The 22,028-nt window shown below is 47.6% G+C and carries 26 protein-coding genes, 2 pseudogenes and 1 riboswitch; of the genes and pseudogenes, 7 read left to right on the top strand and 21 right to left on the bottom strand.

Annotated features, from left to right (window positions below; all coding sequences use genetic code 11):
- The first annotated feature begins 112 nt into the window (after window positions 1–112).
- Window positions 113–505, top strand: a complete 393-nt coding sequence (locus IEW48_RS05850) for an AbgT family transporter (RefSeq protein ID WP_268236544.1) — start codon at window positions 113–115, stop codon at window positions 503–505.
- A gap of 62 nt (window positions 506–567) precedes the next feature.
- On the opposite strand, the gene IEW48_RS05855 is transcribed toward IEW48_RS05850, so the two are convergent.
- From IEW48_RS05855 to thiE, 6 genes are all read right to left on the bottom strand, one after another.
- A complete protein-coding gene (locus IEW48_RS05855; RefSeq protein WP_007506219.1) occupies window positions 568–840 on the bottom strand; it encodes a hypothetical protein in 273 nt (90 codons plus the stop codon).
- A 76-nt stretch (window positions 841–916) separates the two neighbouring features.
- On the bottom strand, window positions 917–1,738 hold the full coding sequence (gene thiD / locus IEW48_RS05860) for a bifunctional hydroxymethylpyrimidine kinase/phosphomethylpyrimidine kinase (RefSeq protein WP_188622996.1): 822 nt from the start codon (window positions 1,736–1,738) through the stop codon (window positions 917–919).
- A gap of 84 nt (window positions 1,739–1,822) precedes the next feature.
- The gene (thiO, locus tag IEW48_RS05865; RefSeq protein WP_188622997.1) at window positions 1,823–2,998 is read right to left on the bottom strand and encodes a glycine oxidase ThiO; all 1,176 of its coding nucleotides are present in this window, start codon (window positions 2,996–2,998) and stop codon (window positions 1,823–1,825) included.
- A gap of 14 nt (window positions 2,999–3,012) precedes the next feature.
- Window positions 3,013–3,819: a thiazole synthase gene (locus IEW48_RS05870; protein ID WP_276529770.1), complete on the bottom strand. Its 807-nt coding sequence runs from the start codon at window positions 3,817–3,819 to the stop codon at window positions 3,013–3,015.
- 3 nt (window positions 3,820–3,822) lie between these two features.
- The gene (gene thiS / locus IEW48_RS05875) at window positions 3,823–4,023 is read right to left on the bottom strand and encodes a sulfur carrier protein ThiS (protein ID WP_007506223.1); all 201 of its coding nucleotides are present in this window, start codon (window positions 4,021–4,023) and stop codon (window positions 3,823–3,825) included.
- A 60-nt stretch (window positions 4,024–4,083) separates the two neighbouring features.
- Window positions 4,084–4,710: a thiamine phosphate synthase gene (gene thiE, locus IEW48_RS05880; protein WP_188622998.1), complete on the bottom strand. Its 627-nt coding sequence runs from the start codon at window positions 4,708–4,710 to the stop codon at window positions 4,084–4,086.
- A 65-nt stretch (window positions 4,711–4,775) separates the two neighbouring features.
- A riboswitch (TPP riboswitch) is annotated at window positions 4,776–4,866 on the bottom strand.
- Window positions 4,867–4,984: 118 nt separating this feature from the next.
- Here thiE and yfkAB point away from each other — a divergent pair.
- Entirely contained in the window at window positions 4,985–6,157 is a 1,173-nt protein-coding gene (yfkAB, locus tag IEW48_RS05885) for a radical SAM/CxCxxxxC motif protein YfkAB (RefSeq protein WP_188622999.1), read from the top strand.
- Between the two features lie 141 nt (window positions 6,158–6,298).
- Here the strand turns inward: yfkAB and htpX are convergent, their stop codons facing one another.
- From htpX to IEW48_RS05905, 4 genes are all read right to left on the bottom strand, one after another.
- Window positions 6,299–7,189 carry a protease HtpX gene (gene htpX / locus IEW48_RS05890; RefSeq protein WP_188623000.1) on the bottom strand — a complete coding sequence of 297 codons (891 nt, stop codon included), beginning with the start codon at window positions 7,187–7,189 and terminating at the stop codon, window positions 6,299–6,301.
- Between the two features lie 181 nt (window positions 7,190–7,370).
- Complete coding sequence (gene nfsA / locus IEW48_RS05895; RefSeq protein ID WP_188623001.1) at window positions 7,371–8,138, bottom strand: oxygen-insensitive NADPH nitroreductase; 768 nt, start codon at window positions 8,136–8,138, stop codon at window positions 7,371–7,373.
- Between the two features lie 75 nt (window positions 8,139–8,213).
- Complete coding sequence (locus IEW48_RS05900) at window positions 8,214–8,753, bottom strand: hypothetical protein (protein ID WP_188623002.1); 540 nt, start codon at window positions 8,751–8,753, stop codon at window positions 8,214–8,216.
- Window positions 8,754–9,123: 370 nt separating this feature from the next.
- Window positions 9,124–10,272 carry a glycerate kinase gene (locus IEW48_RS05905; RefSeq protein ID WP_188623003.1) on the bottom strand — a complete coding sequence of 383 codons (1,149 nt, stop codon included), beginning with the start codon at window positions 10,270–10,272 and terminating at the stop codon, window positions 9,124–9,126.
- 144 nt (window positions 10,273–10,416) lie between these two features.
- Here IEW48_RS05905 and IEW48_RS05910 point away from each other — a divergent pair, with 144 nt between their 5' ends.
- Window positions 10,417–10,734, top strand: coding sequence for a hypothetical protein (locus IEW48_RS05910; RefSeq protein ID WP_188623004.1), 318 nt, complete (start codon window positions 10,417–10,419; stop codon window positions 10,732–10,734).
- A 17-nt stretch (window positions 10,735–10,751) separates the two neighbouring features.
- Here IEW48_RS05910 and IEW48_RS05915 read toward each other — a convergent pair whose 3' ends face one another.
- The 6 genes and pseudogenes from IEW48_RS05915 to ehuB form a co-directional block, all read right to left on the bottom strand.
- A complete protein-coding gene (locus IEW48_RS05915) occupies window positions 10,752–11,276 on the bottom strand; it encodes a metallophosphoesterase family protein (RefSeq protein ID WP_188623005.1) in 525 nt (174 codons plus the stop codon).
- Between the two features lie 107 nt (window positions 11,277–11,383).
- Window positions 11,384–11,635: a DUF1128 domain-containing protein gene (locus tag IEW48_RS05920; protein ID WP_188623006.1), complete on the bottom strand. Its 252-nt coding sequence runs from the start codon at window positions 11,633–11,635 to the stop codon at window positions 11,384–11,386.
- 43 nt (window positions 11,636–11,678) lie between these two features.
- Window positions 11,679–12,037 (bottom strand): annotated as a pseudogene (locus IEW48_RS05925) (amino acid ABC transporter ATP-binding protein); the annotation flags it as partial.
- A gap of 2 nt (window positions 12,038–12,039) precedes the next feature.
- Window positions 12,040–12,174: pseudogene (locus IEW48_RS05930) on the bottom strand (ABC transporter permease subunit); the annotation flags it as partial.
- A gap of 59 nt (window positions 12,175–12,233) precedes the next feature.
- Complete coding sequence (gene ehuC, locus IEW48_RS05935) at window positions 12,234–12,869, bottom strand: ectoine/hydroxyectoine ABC transporter permease subunit EhuC (protein WP_188623007.1); 636 nt, start codon at window positions 12,867–12,869, stop codon at window positions 12,234–12,236.
- Window positions 12,870–12,952: 83 nt separating this feature from the next.
- Window positions 12,953–13,870, bottom strand: a complete 918-nt coding sequence (gene ehuB, locus IEW48_RS05940) for an ectoine/hydroxyectoine ABC transporter substrate-binding protein EhuB (protein WP_188623008.1) — start codon at window positions 13,868–13,870, stop codon at window positions 12,953–12,955.
- A gap of 291 nt (window positions 13,871–14,161) precedes the next feature.
- Here ehuB and IEW48_RS05945 point away from each other — a divergent pair, with 291 nt between their 5' ends.
- Together IEW48_RS05945 and IEW48_RS05950 are read left to right on the top strand one after the other, a co-directional pair.
- On the top strand, window positions 14,162–14,308 hold the full coding sequence (locus IEW48_RS05945) for a hypothetical protein (protein ID WP_188623009.1): 147 nt from the start codon (window positions 14,162–14,164) through the stop codon (window positions 14,306–14,308).
- A gap of 95 nt (window positions 14,309–14,403) precedes the next feature.
- Complete coding sequence (locus IEW48_RS05950) at window positions 14,404–14,550, top strand: YjcZ family sporulation protein (protein ID WP_007506239.1); 147 nt, start codon at window positions 14,404–14,406, stop codon at window positions 14,548–14,550.
- A 175-nt stretch (window positions 14,551–14,725) separates the two neighbouring features.
- Here IEW48_RS05950 and IEW48_RS05955 read toward each other — a convergent pair whose 3' ends face one another.
- The 4 genes from IEW48_RS05955 to IEW48_RS05970 all read right to left on the bottom strand — a co-directional run bounded on the left by IEW48_RS05955 (window position 14,726) and on the right by IEW48_RS05970 (window position 18,526).
- A complete protein-coding gene (locus tag IEW48_RS05955) occupies window positions 14,726–15,703 on the bottom strand; it encodes an ROK family glucokinase (RefSeq protein ID WP_188623010.1) in 978 nt (325 codons plus the stop codon).
- 76 nt (window positions 15,704–15,779) lie between these two features.
- Window positions 15,780–16,871, bottom strand: coding sequence for an ABC transporter ATP-binding protein (locus tag IEW48_RS05960; protein WP_188623011.1), 1,092 nt, complete (start codon window positions 16,869–16,871; stop codon window positions 15,780–15,782).
- 135 nt (window positions 16,872–17,006) lie between these two features.
- The gene (locus IEW48_RS05965) at window positions 17,007–18,011 is read right to left on the bottom strand and encodes a PucR family transcriptional regulator (RefSeq protein WP_188623012.1); all 1,005 of its coding nucleotides are present in this window, start codon (window positions 18,009–18,011) and stop codon (window positions 17,007–17,009) included.
- On the bottom strand, window positions 18,011–18,526 hold the full coding sequence (locus IEW48_RS05970) for a hypothetical protein (protein WP_188623013.1): 516 nt from the start codon (window positions 18,524–18,526) through the stop codon (window positions 18,011–18,013). Before IEW48_RS05970 ends, IEW48_RS05965 begins: the two co-directional genes overlap by 1 nt.
- A gap of 131 nt (window positions 18,527–18,657) precedes the next feature.
- Between IEW48_RS05970 and IEW48_RS05975 the strand changes: the two genes are divergently transcribed.
- Window positions 18,658–19,314 (top strand): hypothetical protein, encoded by a 657-nt coding sequence (locus IEW48_RS05975; RefSeq protein WP_188623014.1) that lies wholly within the window; start codon window positions 18,658–18,660, stop codon window positions 19,312–19,314.
- Between the two features lie 87 nt (window positions 19,315–19,401).
- The gene (locus IEW48_RS05980) at window positions 19,402–20,328 is read left to right on the top strand and encodes a hypothetical protein (protein WP_188623015.1); all 927 of its coding nucleotides are present in this window, start codon (window positions 19,402–19,404) and stop codon (window positions 20,326–20,328) included.
- Here the strand turns inward: IEW48_RS05980 and IEW48_RS05985 are convergent.
- On the bottom strand, window positions 20,299–22,026 hold the full coding sequence (locus IEW48_RS05985) for a rhomboid family protein (protein WP_188623016.1): 1,728 nt from the start codon (window positions 22,024–22,026) through the stop codon (window positions 20,299–20,301). The two genes, IEW48_RS05980 and IEW48_RS05985, sit on opposite strands and share 30 nt — an antisense overlap.
- Between the last annotated feature and the right edge of the window lie 2 nt (window positions 22,027–22,028).

Below are 22,028 nucleotides of genomic sequence, written 5' to 3' on the forward strand. Positions count from 1 at the left end.
TGAAGGGATTGGTTGGTTTTTAAAACAGGATAAGAAATGACCAAGAGAGTACCCTCAAACAATGAATCCGCTTACATCCATGATGGGGATAAAAAACTCTGCCCGGAAATACTTGACTCACACAGGGATTCCGCTCATCTTGACCTTTATGGTTGTGGTCGCATTTATCAATCTCTTTATCGGCAGTGCTTCCGCCAAATGGGCCATTATGGCGCCTATCTTTGTCCCGATGATGATGCATCTGGGCTATTCACCTGAATTGACCCAGGCTGCTTATCGTATTGCCGATTCAACCACCAATATCATTTCGCCATTGATGCCCTATTTTGCCATTGTGATCGCTTTTGCCCAAAAATACGATAAAAAAGTTGGAATTGGGACCCTCATTGCCACCATGCTGCCCTATGCCATTGCCTTCAGCATCATCTGGACGATCATGCTGATCATCTGGATGTTGTTGGGCATCGATCTTGGTCCTGGCTCTCCCCTTTATTACACCCGATAAAGCACATCTAGGAAAAATACTTGCCAATATTAAAGAAGCAGCCCGTGCGGCTGCTTTCATTTTTAAACCTTGAACGGCGACAAATCCAGCAACAATACTTCATAGGCGTCATTCATTTCCTCATCGTCCTCAATGGTGATCACTTTGTAGTCGATTTCCCCCAACCGCTGGTCTCCTTTGTATAAAATCACCCGTGTGGCGTAGTCTTCCAGTTTCAAATCATAACCCAGTTTTCTCAGGGTTAACAACAGCGTTTTATCCCAAGCGACCCGCCCTTCTTCAAATCGTAACTGCTGGCCGTATTTTTCTTCTAACAGATCCATTAACGTTGCCATCTCTCGTCCCCCTTATCACCCTCTTTTTTCCATCTCTATGTCATCTGCTATAAATAAAACAACAGAATGATCCAGCTCAATGGTGAACAGACCCTGATTGACCATGGACTTGACGATAAGCACCGTGATGCGTCGGCCCAATTCCCTGGCCGATTTCTAAGGCATGCTCAATGGCACAGGTCACAAAATCTTTAGCTACCCTCGCTGCTTCCAATACCGGCTGGCCTTTGGCCAGACCAGCAGCAATGGCGGCGGCAAAGGTGCAACCTGTTCCGTGGGTATGTTTGGTCTTGACCCGGTTGGCCCGTAAGTAGGTGACGGATTGTCCGTCATAGACCACATCGACCGATTCTTCATCCTCCAGATGGCCACCTTTTAAAATGACATACTGAACCCCCAGACTTTGAATGGCGCGGGCAGCCTCCTCCATGTCTTGCAGCGATTGAATGCCTTTTTGACCGATGAGCACTTCCGCCTCGGGAATATTGGGGGTAATCACAGTGGCCAGTGGAACAAGGGCCGTGCGCAACGCCTCAATCGCTTCCTGTTGGAGCAATGGTTGCCCGCCTTTGGCCACCATAACCGGATCAACGACAATGTTGTTCACCTGGTAAGCCTTTAATTGCTGGGCGACAGCCTCGATAATTTCGGCACTAAACAGCATACCGGTTTTAACAGCATCAACTCCGATGTCACTGAGTACGGCTTCCAGCTGGGCTTCGACCGCTTGCACGGTTTGGGGATACACGCCATGCACGCCCAGCGTGTTTTGGGCCGTTAAAGCGGTAATGACACTCATGCCATAAGTCCCTAATTCCTGAAAGGTTTTCAAGTCAGCCTGTATACCTGCACCTCCGCCACTGTCAGATCCGGCAATTGTGAGAACACGATAAACCATCATTACACATCCTTTCACAGCTTCATACTCATTTTCCAACGCACCTGTTTCTTCTCAAACAATCCTTTTTTACGTGACTCTTCTCTACTGAAAGCGCAATGGATCGAACATCTTAAGATTGACAGCAGGCTGGCGGCCTTCTATTATATCAGCAACCACCTTGGCTGTTACTGGACTTAACAAAATGCCGTTCCGATAATGACCGCTGGCCAGAATCACGTTAGGCTGATGGCGTAACCGGCCCAGAAGCGGATAGCCATCCTGGGTGGCGGGACGCAAACCAGCCCAGCAGTGAAACGGCTCTTTATCCTTCAGAAATGGAAACAGGTAACGGCTCCATTTGACCAGCCGGCTAATTCCTTTCTCCGTCGTGGAAGTGTCAAAGCCGGCAATATCTTCAGAGGCCCCACAGACGATGGTGCCGTTGCCCTTGGATAACACATAGCCCTGGCTGGAGAAAATAATGTGTTTGATCTCTTCCTGTCCTTGCTCATAAGCACAAATCTGGCCGCGGATAGGGAAAATGGGCAGCCGAAGTTGCAATGGTTCTTCAAAAAAGGAGGTCCAAGCCCCGCTGGCCAAAACACATTGATCTGTGCTGAAACACCCCTTCTCCCCGGTCTCAAGCAGCAAGCCATCTGCAGTTACCTCTTTGAACCGCACTTCCCCCGCGTGTTGTACAATATGAACGCCCATTTTCTCGCAGGCTGCCAATAACGCCTGGACAAAATCAGGGGTGTAGACATGGTGTTCATCGGGATAATATAAAGCGGCAACTGCTTCCTGGGTCAAGTGGGGTTCCAGGTTGCGCAACGCTTGGCCACGGACAATCTCGGCCTGTACTCCCCATTCTTTTTGCCATTCCAACCGGCTCTTTAAGGCTAATTCATCCGCCTCATGAAAAGCCAGATACAAACTGCCAGACCGAGTATATTCAAAAGCTAGTCCCGAGACAGTCCGCACTTCTTGTTGCCAGTCAGGGTACAGCTTTAAACTGTGGTGGCACAGGGTAAAAAAATCGTCCGGATCTTCCCCGATTTCTGAATAAGGGGCCAGCATCCCGGCAGCAGCTCCTGTCGCTTGTCCCCCGCATGCTGTTTTTTCTAATACGATAACCTTTAATCCGCGCTTGGCACACTCAAAAGCAATGCTCAGCCCAATAATACCTCCGCCTACAATGGTGAGCGGGCTGTGCGGCACTGCGGGCCTGGCCGGAAATGATAAGCTTTCCCTTTGTCTGGTTGTTGTTAAGATACCCATCATTAACCACTCTCTTATTTAAGAATAAAGTTTTGGGGGCTGCTGGCCGTTGCATATTTTTTCTTGGGAATCCGTCCAGCCAGATAAGCCAAGCGGCCTGCTTCAATGGCCAGCTTCATGGCCCGGGCCATCCGAACCGGATCCTTGGCTTTGGCTACTGGTGTATTCATCAGTACAGCATCGGCGCCCAGTTCCATAGCTTGGGCCACATCAGCAGCCGAACCTAACCCAGCATCGACAATGACGGGCACGTTGGCTTCCTCAATAATCAGGCCCAAGTTATAAGGGTTCAATATACCCAGTCCCGTTCCAATCGGTGCACCCCCAGGCATAACGGCAGCCGCCCCCGCTTCTTCCAACCGCTTACACAGAATCGGATCATCAGATGTGTATGGCAACACCACGAAGCCTTCTTTCACCAGCTGCTCCGTCGCTCTAAGTGTCTCCACCGGGTCGGGAAGCAAGGTTTTTTCGTTGGCGCTAATCTCCACTTTAATCCAGTCCGACAATCCTGAGGCCTTTGCCAAGCGGGCAATCCGCACCGCTTCTTCAGCTGTTTTGGCTCCGCTGGTATTGGGCAAATAGGTAAATGACATCCCTTCTAAATGTTGCAAGATGGCATCTTCATCCGGATGTTCTAAGTTAACCCTGCGAATAGCAAAGGTGAGTACCTCAGCTCCCGAGGCTTTAATCGCTTCAATTTGGACATATGGATTAGGGAAACGTCCCGTGCCCAGGAAAAAACGGGAATGTAAGGTTTTCCCGGCAATCACCAGCGGATCATTGCGCAACATAGATTCCCTTGATGCTTTGGCCGTCATCATTTAACCTCCCCCTACAAAGTGAACCAGCTCCACTTTGGACCCGGGCTCCAATTGATATTGCCCCCACATTGAGCGGTCCACGATATGGCCGTCTACTTCGGCAACCACATGTTGCTTATTTAACTGATAATGTTCGATAAGCTCTTCAAGCGTTTCACACTCCACCTGAGTCTCTTTTCCGTTGACGATTAACGTTTTCATGCTTTCACTTCCTTTGCACCGCTGTCCGTTAATTTGAGCACTGTCTGTTGATGGATAGGTTTACCGGACCGTTTCTAATTTGCGGGCAAAAGCGCGGGCTGCCTCTTTTACATTTTCAGCACCAACAATAGCGCTGACAATAGAGATGCGCTTGGCCCCTGCCTTCAGCACCTGATCCACATTGTGGAGCTTGATGCCCCCAATAGCGACAAAAGGAATGCGAATATGTTCCACCACTTGCCGCACGTACTCCAGACCAACGGGATCGACCACATCTTCTTTGGTGTTGGTGGGAAAGACGGGGCCAACTCCAATATAATCGGCACCTCCTTCTTCCGCCCGTTTAGCTTCCTCCAGATTGTGGGTGGAAATGCCGATGATTTTATCGGGGCCCAAAATTTTGCGGGCCTCTTCCAGCGGCAAATCATCTTGTCCTAAATGAACCCCGTCTGCATCAACGGCCAGTGCAATGTCGACATGATCGTTGACAATGAAGGGAACCTTATACCGGTCACATAAAGCTTTCAGTTGACGGGCCATGTCTAACAGCTCTCTCTTGGTTTTCTTCTTTTCCCGCAATTGAACCATATCGGCACCACCCTGAATAGCCTCTTCAATGACCTCCAGATAATGTCGATGCGGATAAAACTGTTCCCCTGTAATGACGTATAAGGAAAAATCCTTCATGACCGAACCCCCCTTTAAAATAGAAAAACCACTTTCTGCACGCAAGAAAGTGGAATCAGGTTCTTTAGCACCGGATTCGACTTCCCTGCGCTGGCATTACCCAGATCAGGTAATAAGGGTCTCTCTCAGCCCAAACAGGCACCCCTAGTCGATTGCACCATTCATATTCCCTTTTACTTTAACCATACCTTTAGTTAGGAGTTATGTCAATCAATCGTTGACGAAAGCGCGAAGGTGTCGTTAAATAAAGGAGAATAATAAAGGAGGAGTCAGCATGCTCAAACAAGCTGAGAAACAGGTGATACAGCCCGTTAACAGAGAATCTCTGCTTCCTGATGAACGGCATATTGATCCCTGGGAATCCTTGTTTCGCCGCAACGAGCTGGGGACAAACAGGCTGACCAGTGTAGAGTTTACCGTAACCAACCTGTGTAATTTGCGTTGTGAACACTGCGCCGTTGGCGATGTGCTAACTGTGAAAGAATCCGAAACACGCATCCCCCTGTCGTTGTTACTTAAACGTTTGGACGAAGTAGAACTGTTGGATACACTTAGCATCACTGGCGGAGAGCCGATGTACAATAAGGAAATCATTGCTGAATACATTGTTCCTCTGCTGCGCTACGCCAAAGAGAGAGGCGCCCAGACTCAGATCAACTCCAACTTAACCCTTGATCTGTCCCGCTATGAATCGGTTTTGCCTTATGTGGATGTGCTGCATATCTCCTACAATTACAGGGATGCGGAGGATTTTTATCACATTGCCTATGCCCGTCACATGCACCAAGTCTCATTTGCCCAGGCCGAAAAAACGTTCCAGCGGTTAGTGGATAATACCAAAGCCTTAGCTCAAGCAGGGGTGTTTGTCTCGGCAGAATCTTTATTAACTCCCTTTACCCGGGATAAAATAGGACAGATTCACTATCTTATTAAAGAGATGGGCTGCCAGCGCCACGAAGTGCACCCCTTGTATCCCAGTGACTTTGCCCGGAACATGCAGGTGCTTACCTTGGATGAATTGAGAGAAACTTACCATCGTCTGCTAGATGAACGAGACCCGGACTTGTGGATCCTGTTTGGCACCCTTCCTTTCTACGCGTGCAGTCAAAACGAAGCAGACCTGGTTTTAATCAAACGCATATACAACACCCCGAATACAACCGTTCGCAATGATCCCGATGGCCACAACCGTTTAAACTGCAACATTTTTACCGGCGAAGTAACCGTTACTGACTTTGGAGACGTCGGTCCTCTTGGTCATATCGAACAGGACTCCTTGACCACCTGTTTTGAACGCTGGCAAGAGCACCCAGCCTTCAAGCCTATGAAATGCTGTTGTCCCCAAGCCCAGTGCAACGGTCCCAATCTTCTCGTTACCCATACCTATTACCAAGGGGTTGACTTCCGCAACCGACACGGCATTAATTTGAAGAAAAGCAGTGATTAAACAAATCAAATATCCTTCTCCGCTTAGAATAGAAAAAGGCATGAACTAAAACGAGCCGAGATATCAGTTTCTCGGCTCGTTTAAGTGTTTTTAGGGGAAAAATTCGGATTTTCACTTGCTAGAATCTGCGTTTTTGCTTCATTATTTTGCTTCCAAACGGCGAATGCGCTCATCCAAGTCAGGGTGGGAAGCAAACAGCTTAAACCAGCTACGCTGATTGTTGATTTTAAGGGTCTGCAACGCTTGCTGGCTGTTGTCAACCCTGTTGACGTAGGCTTTTAAGCACCGCAAGGCATGTACCATTTTGTCTTTGCCAGCCAAATCAGCCCCGCCACGGTCAGCGTGGAACTCCCGGTGACGGGAGTAAGCCATAACCACGATGCTGCCCAGAATAGAGAACAGGAGCTGAAACACGATAATCGCTACAAAGTGAACAATGGGTTGCAAGTCTTCTTTCACCAAGCGGGAAGCGGCAAAAGCAATAATCCGGGAGAAGAAGACGACAAAAGTGTTAATGACTCCTTGCAGCAGGGTCATAGTGACCATATCACCGTTGGCGATATGGGCCACCTCGTGAGCCAGCACCCCTTCTACCGCTTCATCATCCATGGTTTCCAAAAGGCCTGTAGAAACAGCAACCAGTGACCGCTTCTTGGTCGGACCGGTAGCAAAAGCGTTTACTTCAGGAGACTGATAGACACCCACTTCAGGCATATGGGTCAATCCTGCCGCCCTGGACAAGCGGTGCACTTTCTCCACAATCATGCGCTCACGGGGAGAAAGGGGCTGATCAGGATCTAAAACCCGGACACCCATCATTTTCTTAGCCATCCAACGGGACATGGCCAAAGACATCAGGGCGCCTGTAAAACCAACAACCGCACTGAAAATGAGCAGGGAGACCAGATTAATCTGTCCATCTGCCAGATACCATTCAAAACCTGTCAAAACAGAAAGAAGAGATAGAACGATACCGATGGTTAATAACACCATAATGTTAGTTAAGATAAAGAAAAAAATACGACGAGCCATTCTCATCCCCCTATCCCAATGTTGTTTCTCGTTCCCACATCATTATACCCTCTCTACAGCAGCCTTTGCCGAAAATACGTTGACGTTCACAGATTTGTCACTTTTTTACCTCGGTCTACATATTCTTCTGATTCAAAAGCAGGTCTCCCTATCATCCGGCCTGCTTATTAATCAACTCCATTTACTTTAATGGAAATCCTTGTTCCTTCAAAAACGATTTCATATGGGTGCGGGAAGGAGTAGAGAGTGTTTTGACCACCATATCTGTCCAGGTGTCCTGACGTTTGCCTTTCGTCCGCTGCAGATAGTATTGTTTGACCTCTTGGTCATACTGTTTCAGTTCATCAGCTAACGAATGTAAATCTGGATAACGGTTTTCAAAATAGACACAGGATTGGGGAAGGCGAGGTTTCACTTCCGGATCTTGATCCGGATAACCCAGACACATTCCAAAAACGGGATACACTTTATCGGGTAATCCCAACAAATCTGCAACCTTATCAGGGTTGTTACGGATGCCTCCAATATAGACAATCCCCAGTCCATGGGCCTCAGCAGCTACTGCAGCATTTTGGGCGGCAAGCGCTGCATCCACCGTAGCGACAATAAATTTTTCAGTTGTTTCCAGCGTTTCCGTCACATCCACACCTTGGGCCCTTGTTACGTAATCTAAGCGATGGAGGTCAGCGCAAAAAACAAGAAAGTGGGAACATGTTTCCACATAAGTTTGATTGCCAGCATACTCAGCCAATTTTTGCTTGAGGGACTGCTCTGTCACCCCAATAATAGAGTAAGCTTGTAAGTGACTGGAAGTTGAAGCCATCTGGGCACAGCGAATAATTTCACTAATCGTTGCGGCAGGGATTTTCTCCTCGGTAAACTTGCGAATGGAACGATGTCCTTGTAGTAATTGGACAACGCGTTCAGCCTGAGCCGGAAAGGTGGTCATGATGTTTCACCCCATCTTATGCTTTTTTTGTTCCTTTTCCATGTCTCGTCCTGTATGTTTCCACCAGTAGGATAGTTACGGGCGATGTTTCAACAACACTTTGCGGTCCTCCAGCAAAAAATGAACAACGATTTCACTCTCTTTCTGATTACCCTCTTTATTGGGAGAATAAACCTGGTGATACAGTTCTTCCAGATTGATGAGGGTATCATCTGCTATATAGAAATGGTACTGTTTCTTTCCGGCTGGCGTCAATGTTTCTTGCCCCACAATCCCTTTAATCATTAATAAATTTCGATGGTCTTGAGACCACAGCACATAACATAGGCTTTCCAGAAGCCGTCTAATGAGAATAGGCAGCTTAGCAGAAAGTGCGCTTTGGTTAGGTTCGAGTCCCGCTTTTTTATACTCGGTTCCGAAAATATGCAAGCACATCAACCCCGTGTGCCGGTTTTGCGGACGGGCAATATATTGTTGAACCGTCCTGTTAATCACCGCTTGAAGCAGCCATTTCCAGTCTCTTAACCCTGCTCCAGTCCCGTTTCCTTCTGTCAAGGGGTGTATATTGTCGGTTTGTAAGCGTTCACATTTCAAAGATTGCTCAAGTTGATCCATTCTTTCTATCCTTCCTGTTTCCCCACTGGGTTTTAAGTTACCGAGCACATAACAGAAGTTAGTTCCCGTTAATTTTTTCGCTGTATTCAGCGTCGCTACATTGACGTTTTAGTACTTTAAAGTCCGTTATCTTATTATATATTCTAACTTATTTTAGCTAGCATAAACCGTTCTGGTTTGTGACAAAAGCTTAACAATATAAATAAGGCCAGGACGCTAAATCCTGGCCAGCCTGTGCTGCCCCTTACTGGTTCCCACAACCAAAATCAACCATAACAACATGGTTACCAGAATAGCTGTAACCTTGTTACAAGGATAGTCATGGTTTGGGCTTTGAAGGCATCTGTCACTGTCATGCCAACCGCCCATTCTACAACAGTGTTTTCCCTAGTTTAAGTGTTTCCATTAACCGTTTGCTTGCTCTGTATATCAGCTTCGGTCCCTGTGCCATGGCCTCCTCCAGTGTCATCGGTTGATCCACAATGGGAATCATAAGCAACAGCCCCTCCTCCCGGGCTTGAACCGGATCTCCTTCCACGGTTCCAGCCAGGGCAATGCAGGGCACTTCGTGTTTCTTAGCCAAGCGGGCGATGCCGATGGGCCCTTTGCCAAAGAGGGATTGGGCATCCAGTTTCCCTTCCCCAGTGATCACTAAATCAGCACTTCTGACATGTGATTCAAAGTGGCACACTTCCAATATCAATTCAATGCCGCTCTTCATCTCTGCTTGGAAAAAGGTTAGCAAACTGAAGCCAAAACCACCTGCTGCACCGCTGCCTGGCTCGTTATGCAGTCTTTTTCCGGTCGTTTCGGCCACAACTTCGGCAAAAAGGGCCATGCCTTGCTCAAAATAGGCCAAATCCTTTTTCTGAACCCCTTTTTGAGGACCAAACACGTAGACAGCCCCTTCCGGGCCGAGCAACGGGTTCGTCACATCAGCAGCAATCGTTGTTTTCACCTGTTGCAAACGGGGATCCAGTTCCGAAATGTCAATGCGGGCAATCCGGTCCAGTTTTCCTCCCACCCGTTTTAACAAGCGGCCATGCTGATCAAAACACTTTAAACCCAGGGCCTGTAAACACCCAACACCGCCATCGACTGTGGCACTGCCGCCCAGACCGATGATCAGGTGCCGGGCTCCCCGGTCTAACGCATCCTTAATCAACTGGCCCGTACCATAAGTAGAAGCGGTATATGGATCCCGTTCATTTGGAGCAAGCCGGTTAAGCCCAGAAGGTTCAGCCATCTCAATCACTGCCGTGTGCGAATCGGGCAGCCAGCCGTATGCAGCTTCAACGGTCCTGCCTAACGGGTCTTCTACAGGAAGCGTTATCTTTTCTCCCCCGGTGCTCATCAGCACCGCATCCACTGTCCCTTCTCCTCCGTCTGCCACAGGAACAGTGGTGACCTGTGCATCAGGCAGCACTTCCCTAATTCCTTTAGCCATCATGTGGGCTGCCTCCATGCTGGACATGGATCCTTTAAATGAATCGGGTGCGAGCACGATATGCATAGACATCCCCTTTGCTCTCCACGATTTAAATTTTCTGTATTTTAGTTTGTATACTTATAATTTCCCACTTGTATAAGGGGCTTTGCGTTGCCTTGGGCCTTAACAATGCGGTACTTATATACTACAATATAGAACATAGGAGTGACGACAATGGCTTACCAATTCCAATTAGATCAACGCTTAGGCATTTACATCCCGGTTCTGGACCGGGACTGGGAAGCTTATTCAGTTGCTGAACAAGCTCAAATTTTGAAGCAATGGGAACAGTACCGTTCAGATATCCCAGGCCGGATTAAGGAGCTGGAGCGCCTCATCGAGCAAAAACAAGAGGCGTTAAACAATGAATCTGATTTTGAACGTTCCTGCCAGCTGAACGACGAGATTGCAGAGCTGGCCAGCATGATTAATGATCTAAATATCTGGTTTCGCATTCAGGAGGAAACACAAATCGAAAAAACCCATCAATAATCACCAACCTCCTGATCTCAAGCCCGGAGACGGAACGTGCGGCTCAATTCAGGTACCCGCTGATAACGATGGTCATAGTAAGTGAATTGCAACTGCTTATCCCCTTCATCTCCTTTAATGTCGAGGAGGATAAAAGTTGGCTTGGAGAATCCGCGGGGTTCTTTAAAACTGCCAGGATTCACATAGATAATCCCCTCCTCTTCAAAACAAACCGGATGGTGAGTATGGCCAAACAACACCACCTGGGCGCTTGCCTCTTGGGCTCGGTATTTCAATTGCAGCATGGAATAATGCACTTGATATGTATGGCCATGGGTCACAAAAAAGCGGATTCCTTGCCATTCTAGTTCTTGATCAAGGGGAACAGCGGCATAAAAATCATTATTCCCCTTGACAAGGGTCATTTTATTAAAAGGGAACCGGTTTTCATCCACACAAAAATCTCCACAGTGGAACGCCCGGTCAAAAGAAAAAAGTGATGCCGCTTTTGCCACTTCTTCCGTTAACCCGTGGGTATCGCTGATGATCAATGCTCTGGCCAAAACTACATCCCCCTTGTCCATGTGCTTTTGTTACCAATACCTTAATATTTAAGCAGGATAAAAACCACCTTGGCTTAAGGTGGTTTTCTTTTTACACTAAACGGTCATCATCTTTTTCTCATTTTTCCCAGTTCGGTCAGGATTGAATCAAGCTCACTCATCGTAAATTGATTTTTTTTGCGCATTATATCATAAAGATCCAGTAAATCTTCATAATGGTCAGTGTCAAAACTTGTGGGATTAATAGCAGCAGTATTAACAACATTCACCTTTTTCTTGATCCATTCAATAATATATTCAATATTTTCACGGGATGGCTTTTCCAATGCTTCTCTTGGTTTTTCCGTCACCTTAAACATCCTTTCCCTGCCAGAACCATACTGTTTTCTCTAGTATAACAGATCAGAACCCATTCCGGAAGCGGCGCAGAAAAGATTGCAGGCGCTTTGTTTGGGGATTGTCCAGCACCTCTTGGGGCGGGCCCTCTTCAACAATATAGCCTTGGTCCATAAACACCACCCGGTCCGCCACCTCATAGGCGAAATCCATCTCATGGGTGATCAGCATCATGGCCATTTTTCCTTCCCTGGCCAGATCCTTGATCACCTCCAGCACTTCACCCACCAATTCCGGGTCCAAGGCGGAGGTCACCTCGTCAAACAGCATCACTTTGGGCTGATCACCACTGCCCGGGCAATGGCCACGCGTTGCTGCTGCCCTCCGGAAAGCTGGCTGGGATAAGCATCCAGCTTATCTCCCAGCACATGGGCAGAACCGGCAGAACGGCCTGGGGCAGAATCACCTTTGTCCAGGTGTGCAGCCTGGAAAAGTTGAGGGCTGTACAAGCCTCCCATTGGCCTTTGGGAATTGATTCAATCCCGCTGCGGTAAATTTCAGCTTGAAAAACAATGGGAAAAACGGTGATGGCATACTCCCAGTTCCACATCATACTTGCCGTCATGACCGGCCACCTCCCGCCCAGGCCCGCTTCTCCAGCCAGCGGACGGTCAAAATCAAGGGCAAGGCCAGGATAAAGTACACCACAAGCAGCAAGCTGTACATTTCATACTGGGTTCCCGCCCCGCTGGGAATCAAAATTTGTTTAACCATGTACGTCACATCGGTGACGCCAATCAACACCACCAAGGCGGTTCCCTTTAACAACTCGATGGAGATATTGCCAAAACCGGGCAGCATGATTTTAATGGCCTGTGGCAATATCACCAGGCGCATGCGCTGCCACAGGGTCATGTTTAAGGCAATGGCCGCTTCTGTCTGCTCCTTAGGGATAGCTAAAATGGCACTGCGTACAATTTCCGATGCATATGCCCCATAGTTCAGGCCCATAGCGATGACTCCAACCAACAGGGACGGCAACTTAAGGCCAAAGAAAGGCAAAACGAAGTAAAACCAGAACAATTGCACCAGAAGAGAGGTGCCGCGGAAAAACTCCACATAAGCCACGGTGATCCCACGGATCAGTTTATACTTGGATAAACGGCCAAAACCGGCAATAAAAGCAATGATAAAGGCCAACAAGGCAGAATACACCAACAGTTGGACGGTGATCCCTACACCCTGTAACAACAGCATCAAGGCATCGTAAGAAAGAATGGCTATTACATCCTGTTCCGTTTAGAATCGGATTCCTTGTCAAGATGCCCACACTTTTTCCGCTACCTGTTGCAAAGCTGCTCTGTTGTCATCTCTCCGGGAAGTTCATCTTCGGTAAAACCAAACTGTTTGTAGATCTCCAACAGCTCGCCTGACTCTTTTAATTGGGCCAGGACCTCATTGTAAGCTTGCACAAAGTCCTCGTCACCTTTACGGAACGCGGCTGAACCATACCCACTGACACTTTCGCCGTCAATCACGGGCTGGGTAAAGTCCTCCACGATTTCAACGGAATCGTCACCAAACATGTCCATTGCTTCCCGCAAAGAGGGACCGGTCATGGTAATGGCATCAACGCGACCGGCTTTAAGGGCTTCTACCGCAGACGGATTGTCTTCTACGTTGTGAATCTGGTTTTCATTAATACCCATAGAAACCAAATATTGGTGTTCTATGGCGCCCGTCATGATACCCACCTTCACATCAGGATTAGCCACAATATCTTCATAACTGGTCAAATGATGCGGGTTGCCCGCTTGGACAGCCAACGCTTCACCGATGCTGTATTCTGGCTCGGCAAACAATACTTCCTGGCACCGCTCTGGAGTAATATACATCCCGGCGGTAATCACATCAAAGCGGCCGGCCTGCAGCCCAGGAATTAAGGAGCCAAACTGGGATAAACTGCCCTCCATCTCTTCGATGCCCAGCTCTTGGAACACGCGGCGGGCAATTTCCACATTCAATCCAGTCAGCTCTCCTGACTCAGTGGCATAGGCATAGGGACGTTCATTGGCAAAGCCGACACGAATAACCCCTTCTTGCTGAGCCCGTTCCAGTGTGCTTACTTGGGATCCTTTACCACCTGCCGTATCATTGACATTGACCTCGGGAGCCTCAATATCTTCAGGATTGACCCCGCATGCGCCCACGAAAGCTACTAACAGTAACAAAACACTTAGTTTTACTAAAGACCTCATTATGTACGTTCTCCCCCTCTGCCTTTTTGGCAATTTTATGAATCATTATTAATCATAACAGTTACCGTCCAACTCTAACAAACAGCTCATTTTCGCATATTTCCCTGTTTATACAGCTCAGCAGCTATGAGCTTAAATAAATCCCCTTATTCATATAATCAGCCCCTATTCCTCCCATTTCCTCACAAATCCTCAAATGGGCTGTGGTTTAATGGCCACCCTATTGGGGGTTGCTCTCTATTTGACCCCTTTTCACTGGCCGTCCATCATCTCCTCCGTACTTGACAGTTGATGACCATTCCTCTCTCCATGTTAGTCAACGGAAAAGATGAAGCTTTTGCCGCTGTTGGGGTCACGCTCAGCACACTGCTGGCTATGGTCACTATTCCTGTGTTGTATACGCTGGCCCATTGGTTGGGACACATGTGGTTTTCTTAACCAAAATGGCAAATGCCCAAGCTCTTTGGCAAGAGTTGAATAAGATATAGTGACCTAAACAAGATGGGTCAAAAGCAAGGGAAGGAGGAATGAACATGTCCTGCAGTAGACATTATGCAGGTTACCCTGTAGCTGGTTACGGCCCTGTTGCTCCTCTCGGTGGAGGCTTTGCTTTGATTGTTGTGTTGTTTATCCTGTTGATCATCGTTGGATGCGGTTGCTTCCTCGGCTTGGGCGCCTAATTAAAAAACTCCAAAATTAAAAAGCCCCGTTTTCACGGGGCATGACACAGTATGAAAAGGAAACGGGCTGTTCAGACTTGCTCTTTTCCTTCATCATCTTGAATCTCCCTATATAAAAAAGAGTCCAAGGTATTACTCAACCATGGACTCTTTTTATGACTGCCATCATCAGTTTTTAGAGCCTGGAGTGAGCCAGCCAGGCGGCGCCGATCACACCGGCATCGTTGCCTAATGTGGCCGGAACTATGTCAATCTCTCCCGTAAGGTGGGTCAGAGCAAAGCGTTTGTAAGTTTGGCGAATAGGCGCAAACAAGACGTCTCCCGCCTGGGACACCCCACCCCCGATAATAATTTTGGCGGGGTTGAAGCAGACTGCATAATTGGCCAAAGCAAGACCAAGGTAATAACCCACTTTGTCCAACACTTGCCTGGCCAATGGATCGCCCTCTTGGGCTGCTGCCGCTACATCGCGGGCCGTAATTCGTCTCTTCGTGCGATAGATGGAGGCAAGTTCACTGACAGTGGAACCATCGTGCTCCTGTAGCGCTTCCGTGGCTAAACGGACGATGCCCGTTGCCGAAGCGATGGTCTCCAAACAACCTGTTTTTCCGCAGTTACAGGGATGTCCTCCTTGAGGGACTACAGTCACATGGCCCATTTCTCCTGCCGTCCCCCTGGCCCCGTGATAAATATCACCATGGACAATGACACCTGCACCCAAACCGGTTCCCAGGGTAATGCACAGCAATTCTGTTTCCCCTTGTCCAGCGCCCCGCCACATCTCACCCAATGCTGCCGTGTTAGCATCATTGTCCACAAACACCGGAAGATCTAACTTGCTTTCCAAGCGCTCTTTAAGGGGGTAGTTTTTCCAGCCAAGGTTGACTGCCTCATACACAAATCCGGTTTCCAAATTCATAAAAGCCGGGGCACCGATGCCTACCCCTTTGATCCGGGAAGGATCCAGTTGCAGGCGCTTTAGAGCCTCTTTGAGCATATCCTCCATCTGCTGAACAATGACATCCCCGTCCCCCTTAACAGCCGTAGGCTGTGAGGTCTTATAGGCGATGTCGCCCTGATCCGAAACGATAGCGCCTTTAATGGATGTTCCTCCGAGATCAACACCAAAGTAGTACTGGACTAATTCTGTCAATCTTCTTCATCCTTTGCTATCGATTTAGTGTGACCGCTGATCATTTGCTGTTTTGTAAAGTTTTAAATAAGGGCCATTATTTAATGCGTTCCTCTGTTTTCACATCGAAGAAGTGCACTTTGTTCATATCAAAGGCCAGTTTTAAGTTTTGGCCATTTTTCACATCGGTTCTGGAATCGACACGGGCAATAAACTCTTGGCCGGCCAGCTTACTGTACAGATAGGTTTCTGCCCCCATCAATTCCGCCACTTCAATATGGGCATTGATGACAGACCCGGGAGATGACTCGATAAAGAGCGGTTCGTCATGAATATCTTCTGGACGAATGCCCAAGATGACTTCTTTGCCAATGTAGTTTTGCAGCTTTTTCATTTTGCCTTCAGGCACCACAAGCTCATGTTCCCCAACAATAAACTTGCCGTTCTCCAGGTGCCCGTTAATAAAGTTCATAGCCGGTGAACCGATGAAACCGCCAACAAACACATTATTAGGATAATCATATACTTCTTTTGGAACTCCAACCTGTTGAATCATCCCATCCTTCATGACGACAATCCGCGTGGCCATGGTCATTGCTTCAGTTTGATCGTGGGTCACATAGACAATCGTTGTTTTTAAACGCTGGTGCAGCTTGATTAATTCAGCACGCATTTGTACACGCAGCTTGGCATCCAGGTTGGACAAAGGCTCATCCATGAGGAACACCTGTGGTTCCCGAACAATGGCCCGCCCCAGTGCCACACGCTGGCGCTGACCGCCGGACAGTTCCTTGGGCTTGCGATCCAGCAGATGTTCAATGCCTAAAATTTTAGCTGCTTCATGCACCCGTTTCTTAATTTCATCTTTCTTGAACTTGCGCAATTTTAAACCAAAAGCCATGTTATCATACACATTCATATGAGGGTACAAGGCATAATTCTGAAAGACCATGGCAATATCCCGGTCTTTTGGAGGCACATCGTTCACCAGCCGGTCGCCAATATATAGTTCCCCTTCAGTAATTTCCTCCAAACCTGCGATCATGCGCAAGGTCGTCGATTTCCCGCAACCGGATGGACCGACAAGGACAATAAATTCCCTGTCTTCAATTTCAAGGTGAAAGTCTTTAACGGCTGTCACCTCATCATTATATCTTTTGTAAATATGGTGTAACCGAATGCTTGCCACATCCCTTTCCTCCCTTAAGTCATCTTTTATTCCCATTGTAGATGATCTTTGCCGGGAAAACTATATGGCAGAGTGCCAGAAAATTTTTTCTCCCCTTTGTCTAAACTGCCCAAACATTGTCTCATTTGCCCAGGGTCAGTCCAGTCGAGATATAGCAAGCAAGGCTAAGTAAACCGTCATGGCGTGTTTAAACTGCCGTATATCGATGTCCGTTTTTTCAATAAACTTATCCAACCGGTATTGCATGCTGTTGCGATGGATATACAGCTTTTTTGCTGTTTCCGACACATTCAGGTTTTGCTCTAAAAAGACGCGGATCGTATGCATCAGTTCCTGATCCTCCCGCACCAGCCCAACCAGCTTGTCCACCATGCGTTCCCGTTCCTCTTTGGAAAGGGATTCTAGCAACAAGTATGGGATAAGCAAACGGTAATACAGCACTCTTTCCTTGATTTGGTAATCATGAGCAAGCCTAAAATAAGAAAGCTCTTGGTGCACATGATCTTGAAGTGGAGTGGGCATGGGGTACGCTTCTCCCAGGTAACACAAACAGTCTAACATACATTCCGAGCGAATGGTATCCAAGATGCCTTCAACCACATCGGCCAGCAAGGACCTTTGTTGATCATAATCGGGAATGACCCACACAAACAAATTCCCAGTATACGGAACCAGAATGCTTTTTTCCTCCAAAACCCCTTCCACAATCTCTTTGACAGCCGGATAGAGCTCCTCCGTGTTTTGCTCCGTTTTAATCCAGAAATAAATATTCCCGAAACGTGTATCCGCTGGGTAATTTAGCTTGTCCCACTGTCTTTCCCAATGCCGGAGGTCTTGTTTCATAAATGTGCGCCAGTACAAGGCTTCACCGCCTACCCCGCTGTTGGACAGAGGGGGCTGTTTTGTAACCAGCACTTCTATTAATTGTTTACTTTTTTCATCTAAAACGGAGTGGGGCAGACCAAGCCACCCCAAAATGTGTTCGCCATCTTTAACAGGAAAATAAGCGAAATTGGGGCGCTGCTTGCCTTCATCAACCACCACGGTTTGCTCTCCAAAAATCTTAACAAGTGTGAGGTACAACCATGTTTGTTTTAAATGTTCCATCAAAACCAACCCCGCATATATTCTCTTCTCCATTATAGCATCCTGATCAACCCGATCAGAATCATGGCCACACTGGCCAGGTATGGCAGCGCAAGATTGAGGCGCCAATTGGACCACCTTCTCTGGCCCAACATCATCCCTCCTAGCATACTGCCCAACAGCAGCAAGGAGATGAACACCGCCATTCCAGTTCCCCTGCCATGGGAGAGACCGTAAGAGAGACTAAACAACCCCGTGTCTAGTTGAACAGCAAGCGTAAGGAGAAGCAAATCTTTTCCCCCTGGATACAGGGGTGGGGTTAAGGTGAGGACAACCCCAATCCCCACCAGGACAAGGCCAATCACCACTTCGAAGAAACGAATGGAAAGAAAATCTCTTAACCAATCTCCGAGAAAAGAAAATGACAGGCTGATCAGAAAAACGGATAAAACAATAGCAACAAGATGATACCATACAACAACAACCCGGCGGGCGGCAAATCCAAAGCCTGCAATGCCGGCGGTCAGAGCTGTAACCAAGGACAGAGCCGCCCATTTGATCAGTTCCATGGTGTTCCCTCCCATTGACATTGTATGTCCCAAGTGTCATAATCATGTAACAATCTGGGACGGTCAGCACCGCTGGAACATGATAAAATAAGCTTAAAATTACTCTAAAAGGTCAGGAGGAGGTTCGGCCTGTGTTCTATCTGTGGTTTTTGACAACATTTATCGCCCTGGTACTCACCATTATTCTGATTAATAAAGCTAGCAAACACTTTGCCTGGCATTACCTCCCCTGGATTGTGGCCTTCGCCTCTTTTTCCTTCTGCTCATTTGCCAGCTGGACGTCCTATTTAACGGGCTGGACACCCTGGCTGTACAAGGGATGGTATGTGGCCGGTGCAGTGCTGGTAGCGTTAATGGGTCTTGGACAAATGCTGTTTCTCAAACTAAATAAATGGTCGATCTTGTTTAGTGTATATATTGGACTCCTCTTCATCTGGTTTGTCTGGTCCATCCTCCACGCTCCGGTTGACCACCAGTTGCTCACCAGGCAAGGGGAAATTGGAGGATCCGCCTTACCTCGTGATGTGCGCTTATTCTCGCCGCTGTTTACCATTCCGGGCAGCCTAGCCTTAATTGGCGGAGCATTCTACAGCGCCTTGCGCCATAAAAGCAAAGAGGGCTGGCTGATTGGGCTGGGGGCTCTGATTTTGGCCAGCGGAGGAACTTTAGTCCGTTTTGATATTCAGCTTGCGTTGCCTATAGCCAATTTGATTGGGATTACCATGATTTTCTTAGGTACGAACACCTCATCTTTATCCTCACGTTCTTTATCTGCCACCAATGCATAACCTGCACCTGTAATGATCACCCCTGATTCTGTACAAGCTAAATATAAAAAAAGAGCACTGATTGCTCCTTAAGGAAGGAGTTATGCTATGAATACGAAAGCGCTGTGTACCGTGTTCCTCATCTTTAGTCTTGTATTGAGCCAGGGGCTCTTGCCGTTCTTCTCTTTTTTTCACCCCAAAGTTGCCCTTGCCAAAACAAATGCCGAATTTCCAGCCTATCCTATCAACCCGAGAATCCAGTTTGTCCACAACGCTGCAACTTTTTCCTTGCAAAAACTGAAAAAAGACCGTTACACCTTGCGTTTGGCCATCGAATCCATGACGAATATTCCTGTTGATCAGCGCCTGGATCTTACCCTTCTGTTTACCAATGGCACACTTGCTGGCTATTTTGTCACTAAAGGGCATGGACAGGATACGTTAAGAGAGGAACATCTGCTAGAAGGAAATGAATCTGCCAAATACGAAGCGATCACCTATCATTATGCCGTGCAGATTCAAAACACGGGGAAAGTCAGCCAGAATGCCATGAGTTACGATCATGTGTACCTTCTTAGCTCTGCTCTCTCCCAACCAACCCTGTTCAGACAGCCAAAAACCAATACACAGAAGCAATGGCAAAGGATCCTGGACCATGCCATTAAGCAGCAAAAAAAATATGAACAAAAGCAATTACTTCAAAAGTTTAAATTAACTGAACAAGATTATTTTATTTATCCCCTTGACGAACTGACTGTCTATGCCAACGACCATTTGCCCACTTTTTCAGCCCAAGAGACCAAGGAATTACTCGGACACATATGGCATCAGTTGTACATTCACTATGTACTGGGACAGGTCCAGGACAAACGCTACCCCATTGATACAAGGGGTAGCCATATGCCACTCGTGGTCATTGCCCGCGACCACTCCCATTTCCACCTGTTATTCCGAACCCGCAGTGGAAATGAACATAAAGTAACAGAAGCCTTAGCGTCAACAGTACTACACACCCATGCTGCTCACATACGATGAGCCTTCCTGCTCCCGCAAAATTTGCTCATACAATTCTTCCAGCTTTTCGTCCCGTATACCGCGCTGATATGCCCGTTCAATCACCTCAGCAGCATAGGCATATTCCTGCTGTTCTTTGTAAACAAGAGCCAGATTGTAGTAAGCTTCCATCATGTCGGGATCACGGGCAATAGCTTCCTGTAAATTGATCCGCCCTTCATCATATTTATTCTGCTTAAGCTGAGCGTAGGAAAGATGAAAATACAACTCGGCCTGGTCCGCTCCTTTCTCTTTAGCCATGAGCAAGGTTTCCTCTGCCTGTTCATATTGGCCTTGATAGTTATAGATCGCCCCCAGCTGGACATATACTTCAGGACGGTCCAAGCCCATCTCCAAGGCCCGCTCAATATGAAACAAAGCATCCTCGACGCTTTCCTCGTTCAGATGCATCTCAGCCTGTATCAAATGGTAAAAAGGCGAATCCAAAGGCTGGTTAAAACCAATCTTGAGCAAAAGCAGCACTGCCAAACCAGAACTAAACGCCGTGGCAATGCGTTCTTTCCACTGCCGTTCTCCCGGAAGATTAACCATCGCTGCGGCCAAAAAACCGCCGATCAGCCCCCCGATATGACCGTAGTTGTCAATCATGGGGATGATAAAGCCGATAGCCAGGTTAAAAATCAAAATAAAAATGATATCCATCCCAATCGTCCGGAAAAACAAATTGCGCCGCTTTAATCCAAAATACAATAAAGCACCAAAGCAGCCAAATATGGCTCCTGAAGCTCCAGCCGCAAGGTTGGGGGTAAAAGCAAAACTGGCTAACGTTCCCGAAATGCCGGCAAACATATAGATCCATAAAAAGCGGAAACTGCCAAAAATACGCTCCACAGCGCCTCCCAAAAAGTAAAGGGCCAGACTGTTGAACATCAAATGCCAGATGCCAATATGTAAAAACATAGGCGTGACAAGGCGCCAATACTCTCCCGCAATAATCAAAGGATTCCACTTGGCTCCATAAGTGATCAAGGTCTGGGGATCCGTGCTGGAGCCTACCCATTCCAAAAACATAAAAATAAAGACATTGATGATCAGAAAGGAAATGGTCAGGTAAGGCTTGCCGTAATGAAAAACCTTTTTAAAAGCCTCCTCCTGCCGTTTTTCTTCCCCCTTAACCATTTCTTTCAACTCAAATGCCGTGTGAAACTGAGCCAAACGGACCACTTGGGCTAACAGTTTATCGGTGTCGATATTGATCTCCTGTAAGTTGAGTCCCTCCATCTTTGGCTCGGCATACGGCCAACCGCCCTCGGAGACATGAATAAACTGGATGGTCAACCGGCTGCGCTTGTCATCCACATTACGTATGTCCTCCGTGTGCTCCGGAAGGGAGAATGATTCACCGTGGGGAAAAATATACAAGTTTACCACGTGTAAGGAACGGGCCCGTAAGCGTTTGCGAAACAAAGGGATATGATCAGCCAGCTTACGTAGGTCACGGCTCAAGGCCGACGGGCCACTTGCATCGACAGCCTGAATGCGCAGCAATTGGTAATCTCTTCCCTCATTGCGCACCAGCCAGTGTTCAGGCAAAGGCTGATCGAAAAAGTCAGTAATATGGTGTTGTTCCTGAGGAAAAGGATCTTGCATTTTTTGGAATTCATGTTTGCGCATCAGTACCAGTGTCAGTGCATACAGCAATCGATCACGAAGATCCAAGT

Origin of the sequence: Caldalkalibacillus thermarum (genome assembly GCF_014644735.1) — a bacterium.
Taxonomy (GTDB): domain Bacteria; phylum Bacillota; class Bacilli; order Caldalkalibacillales; family Caldalkalibacillaceae; genus Caldalkalibacillus; species Caldalkalibacillus thermarum.

Bases quoted from the DNA above. Each gene is read 5' to 3' on its own strand.
- IEW48_RS05855 (WP_007506219.1), bottom strand. From the start codon at position 840: ATGGCAACGTTAATGGATCTGTTAGAAGAAAAATACGGCCAGCAGTTA.
- thiD (WP_188622996.1), bottom strand. From the start codon at position 1,738: ATGGTTTATCGTGTTCTCACAATTGCCGGATCTGACAGTGGCGGAGGT.
- thiO (WP_188622997.1), bottom strand. From the start codon at position 2,998: ATGGGTATCTTAACAACAACCAGACAAAGGGAAAGCTTATCATTTCCG.
- IEW48_RS05870 (WP_276529770.1), bottom strand. From the start codon at position 3,819: ATGACGGCCAAAGCATCAAGGGAATCTATGTTGCGCAATGATCCGCTG.
- thiS (WP_007506223.1), bottom strand. From the start codon at position 4,023: ATGAAAACGTTAATCGTCAACGGAAAAGAGACTCAGGTGGAGTGTGAA.
- thiE (WP_188622998.1), bottom strand. From the start codon at position 4,710: ATGAAGGATTTTTCCTTATACGTCATTACAGGGGAACAGTTTTATCCG.
- yfkAB (WP_188622999.1), top strand. From the start codon at position 4,985: ATGCTCAAACAAGCTGAGAAACAGGTGATACAGCCCGTTAACAGAGAA.
- htpX (WP_188623000.1), bottom strand. From the start codon at position 7,189: ATGGCTCGTCGTATTTTTTTCTTTATCTTAACTAACATTATGGTGTTA.
- nfsA (WP_188623001.1), bottom strand. From the start codon at position 8,138: ATGACCACCTTTCCGGCTCAGGCTGAACGCGTTGTCCAATTACTACAA.
- IEW48_RS05900 (WP_188623002.1), bottom strand. From the start codon at position 8,753: ATGGATCAACTTGAGCAATCTTTGAAATGTGAACGCTTACAAACCGAC.
- IEW48_RS05905 (WP_188623003.1), bottom strand. From the start codon at position 10,272: ATGTCTATGCATATCGTGCTCGCACCCGATTCATTTAAAGGATCCATG.
- IEW48_RS05910 (WP_188623004.1), top strand. From the start codon at position 10,417: ATGGCTTACCAATTCCAATTAGATCAACGCTTAGGCATTTACATCCCG.
- IEW48_RS05920 (WP_188623006.1), bottom strand. From the start codon at position 11,635: ATGTTTAAGGTGACGGAAAAACCAAGAGAAGCATTGGAAAAGCCATCC.
- ehuC (WP_188623007.1), bottom strand. From the start codon at position 12,869: ATGCTGTTGTTACAGGGTGTAGGGATCACCGTCCAACTGTTGGTGTAT.
- ehuB (WP_188623008.1), bottom strand. From the start codon at position 13,870: ATGAGGTCTTTAGTAAAACTAAGTGTTTTGTTACTGTTAGTAGCTTTC.
- IEW48_RS05945 (WP_188623009.1), top strand. From the start codon at position 14,162: ATGACCATTCCTCTCTCCATGTTAGTCAACGGAAAAGATGAAGCTTTT.
- IEW48_RS05950 (WP_007506239.1), top strand. From the start codon at position 14,404: ATGTCCTGCAGTAGACATTATGCAGGTTACCCTGTAGCTGGTTACGGC.
- IEW48_RS05965 (WP_188623012.1), bottom strand. From the start codon at position 18,011: ATGGAGAAGAGAATATATGCGGGGTTGGTTTTGATGGAACATTTAAAA.
- IEW48_RS05970 (WP_188623013.1), bottom strand. From the start codon at position 18,526: ATGGAACTGATCAAATGGGCGGCTCTGTCCTTGGTTACAGCTCTGACC.
- IEW48_RS05980 (WP_188623015.1), top strand. From the start codon at position 19,402: ATGAATACGAAAGCGCTGTGTACCGTGTTCCTCATCTTTAGTCTTGTA.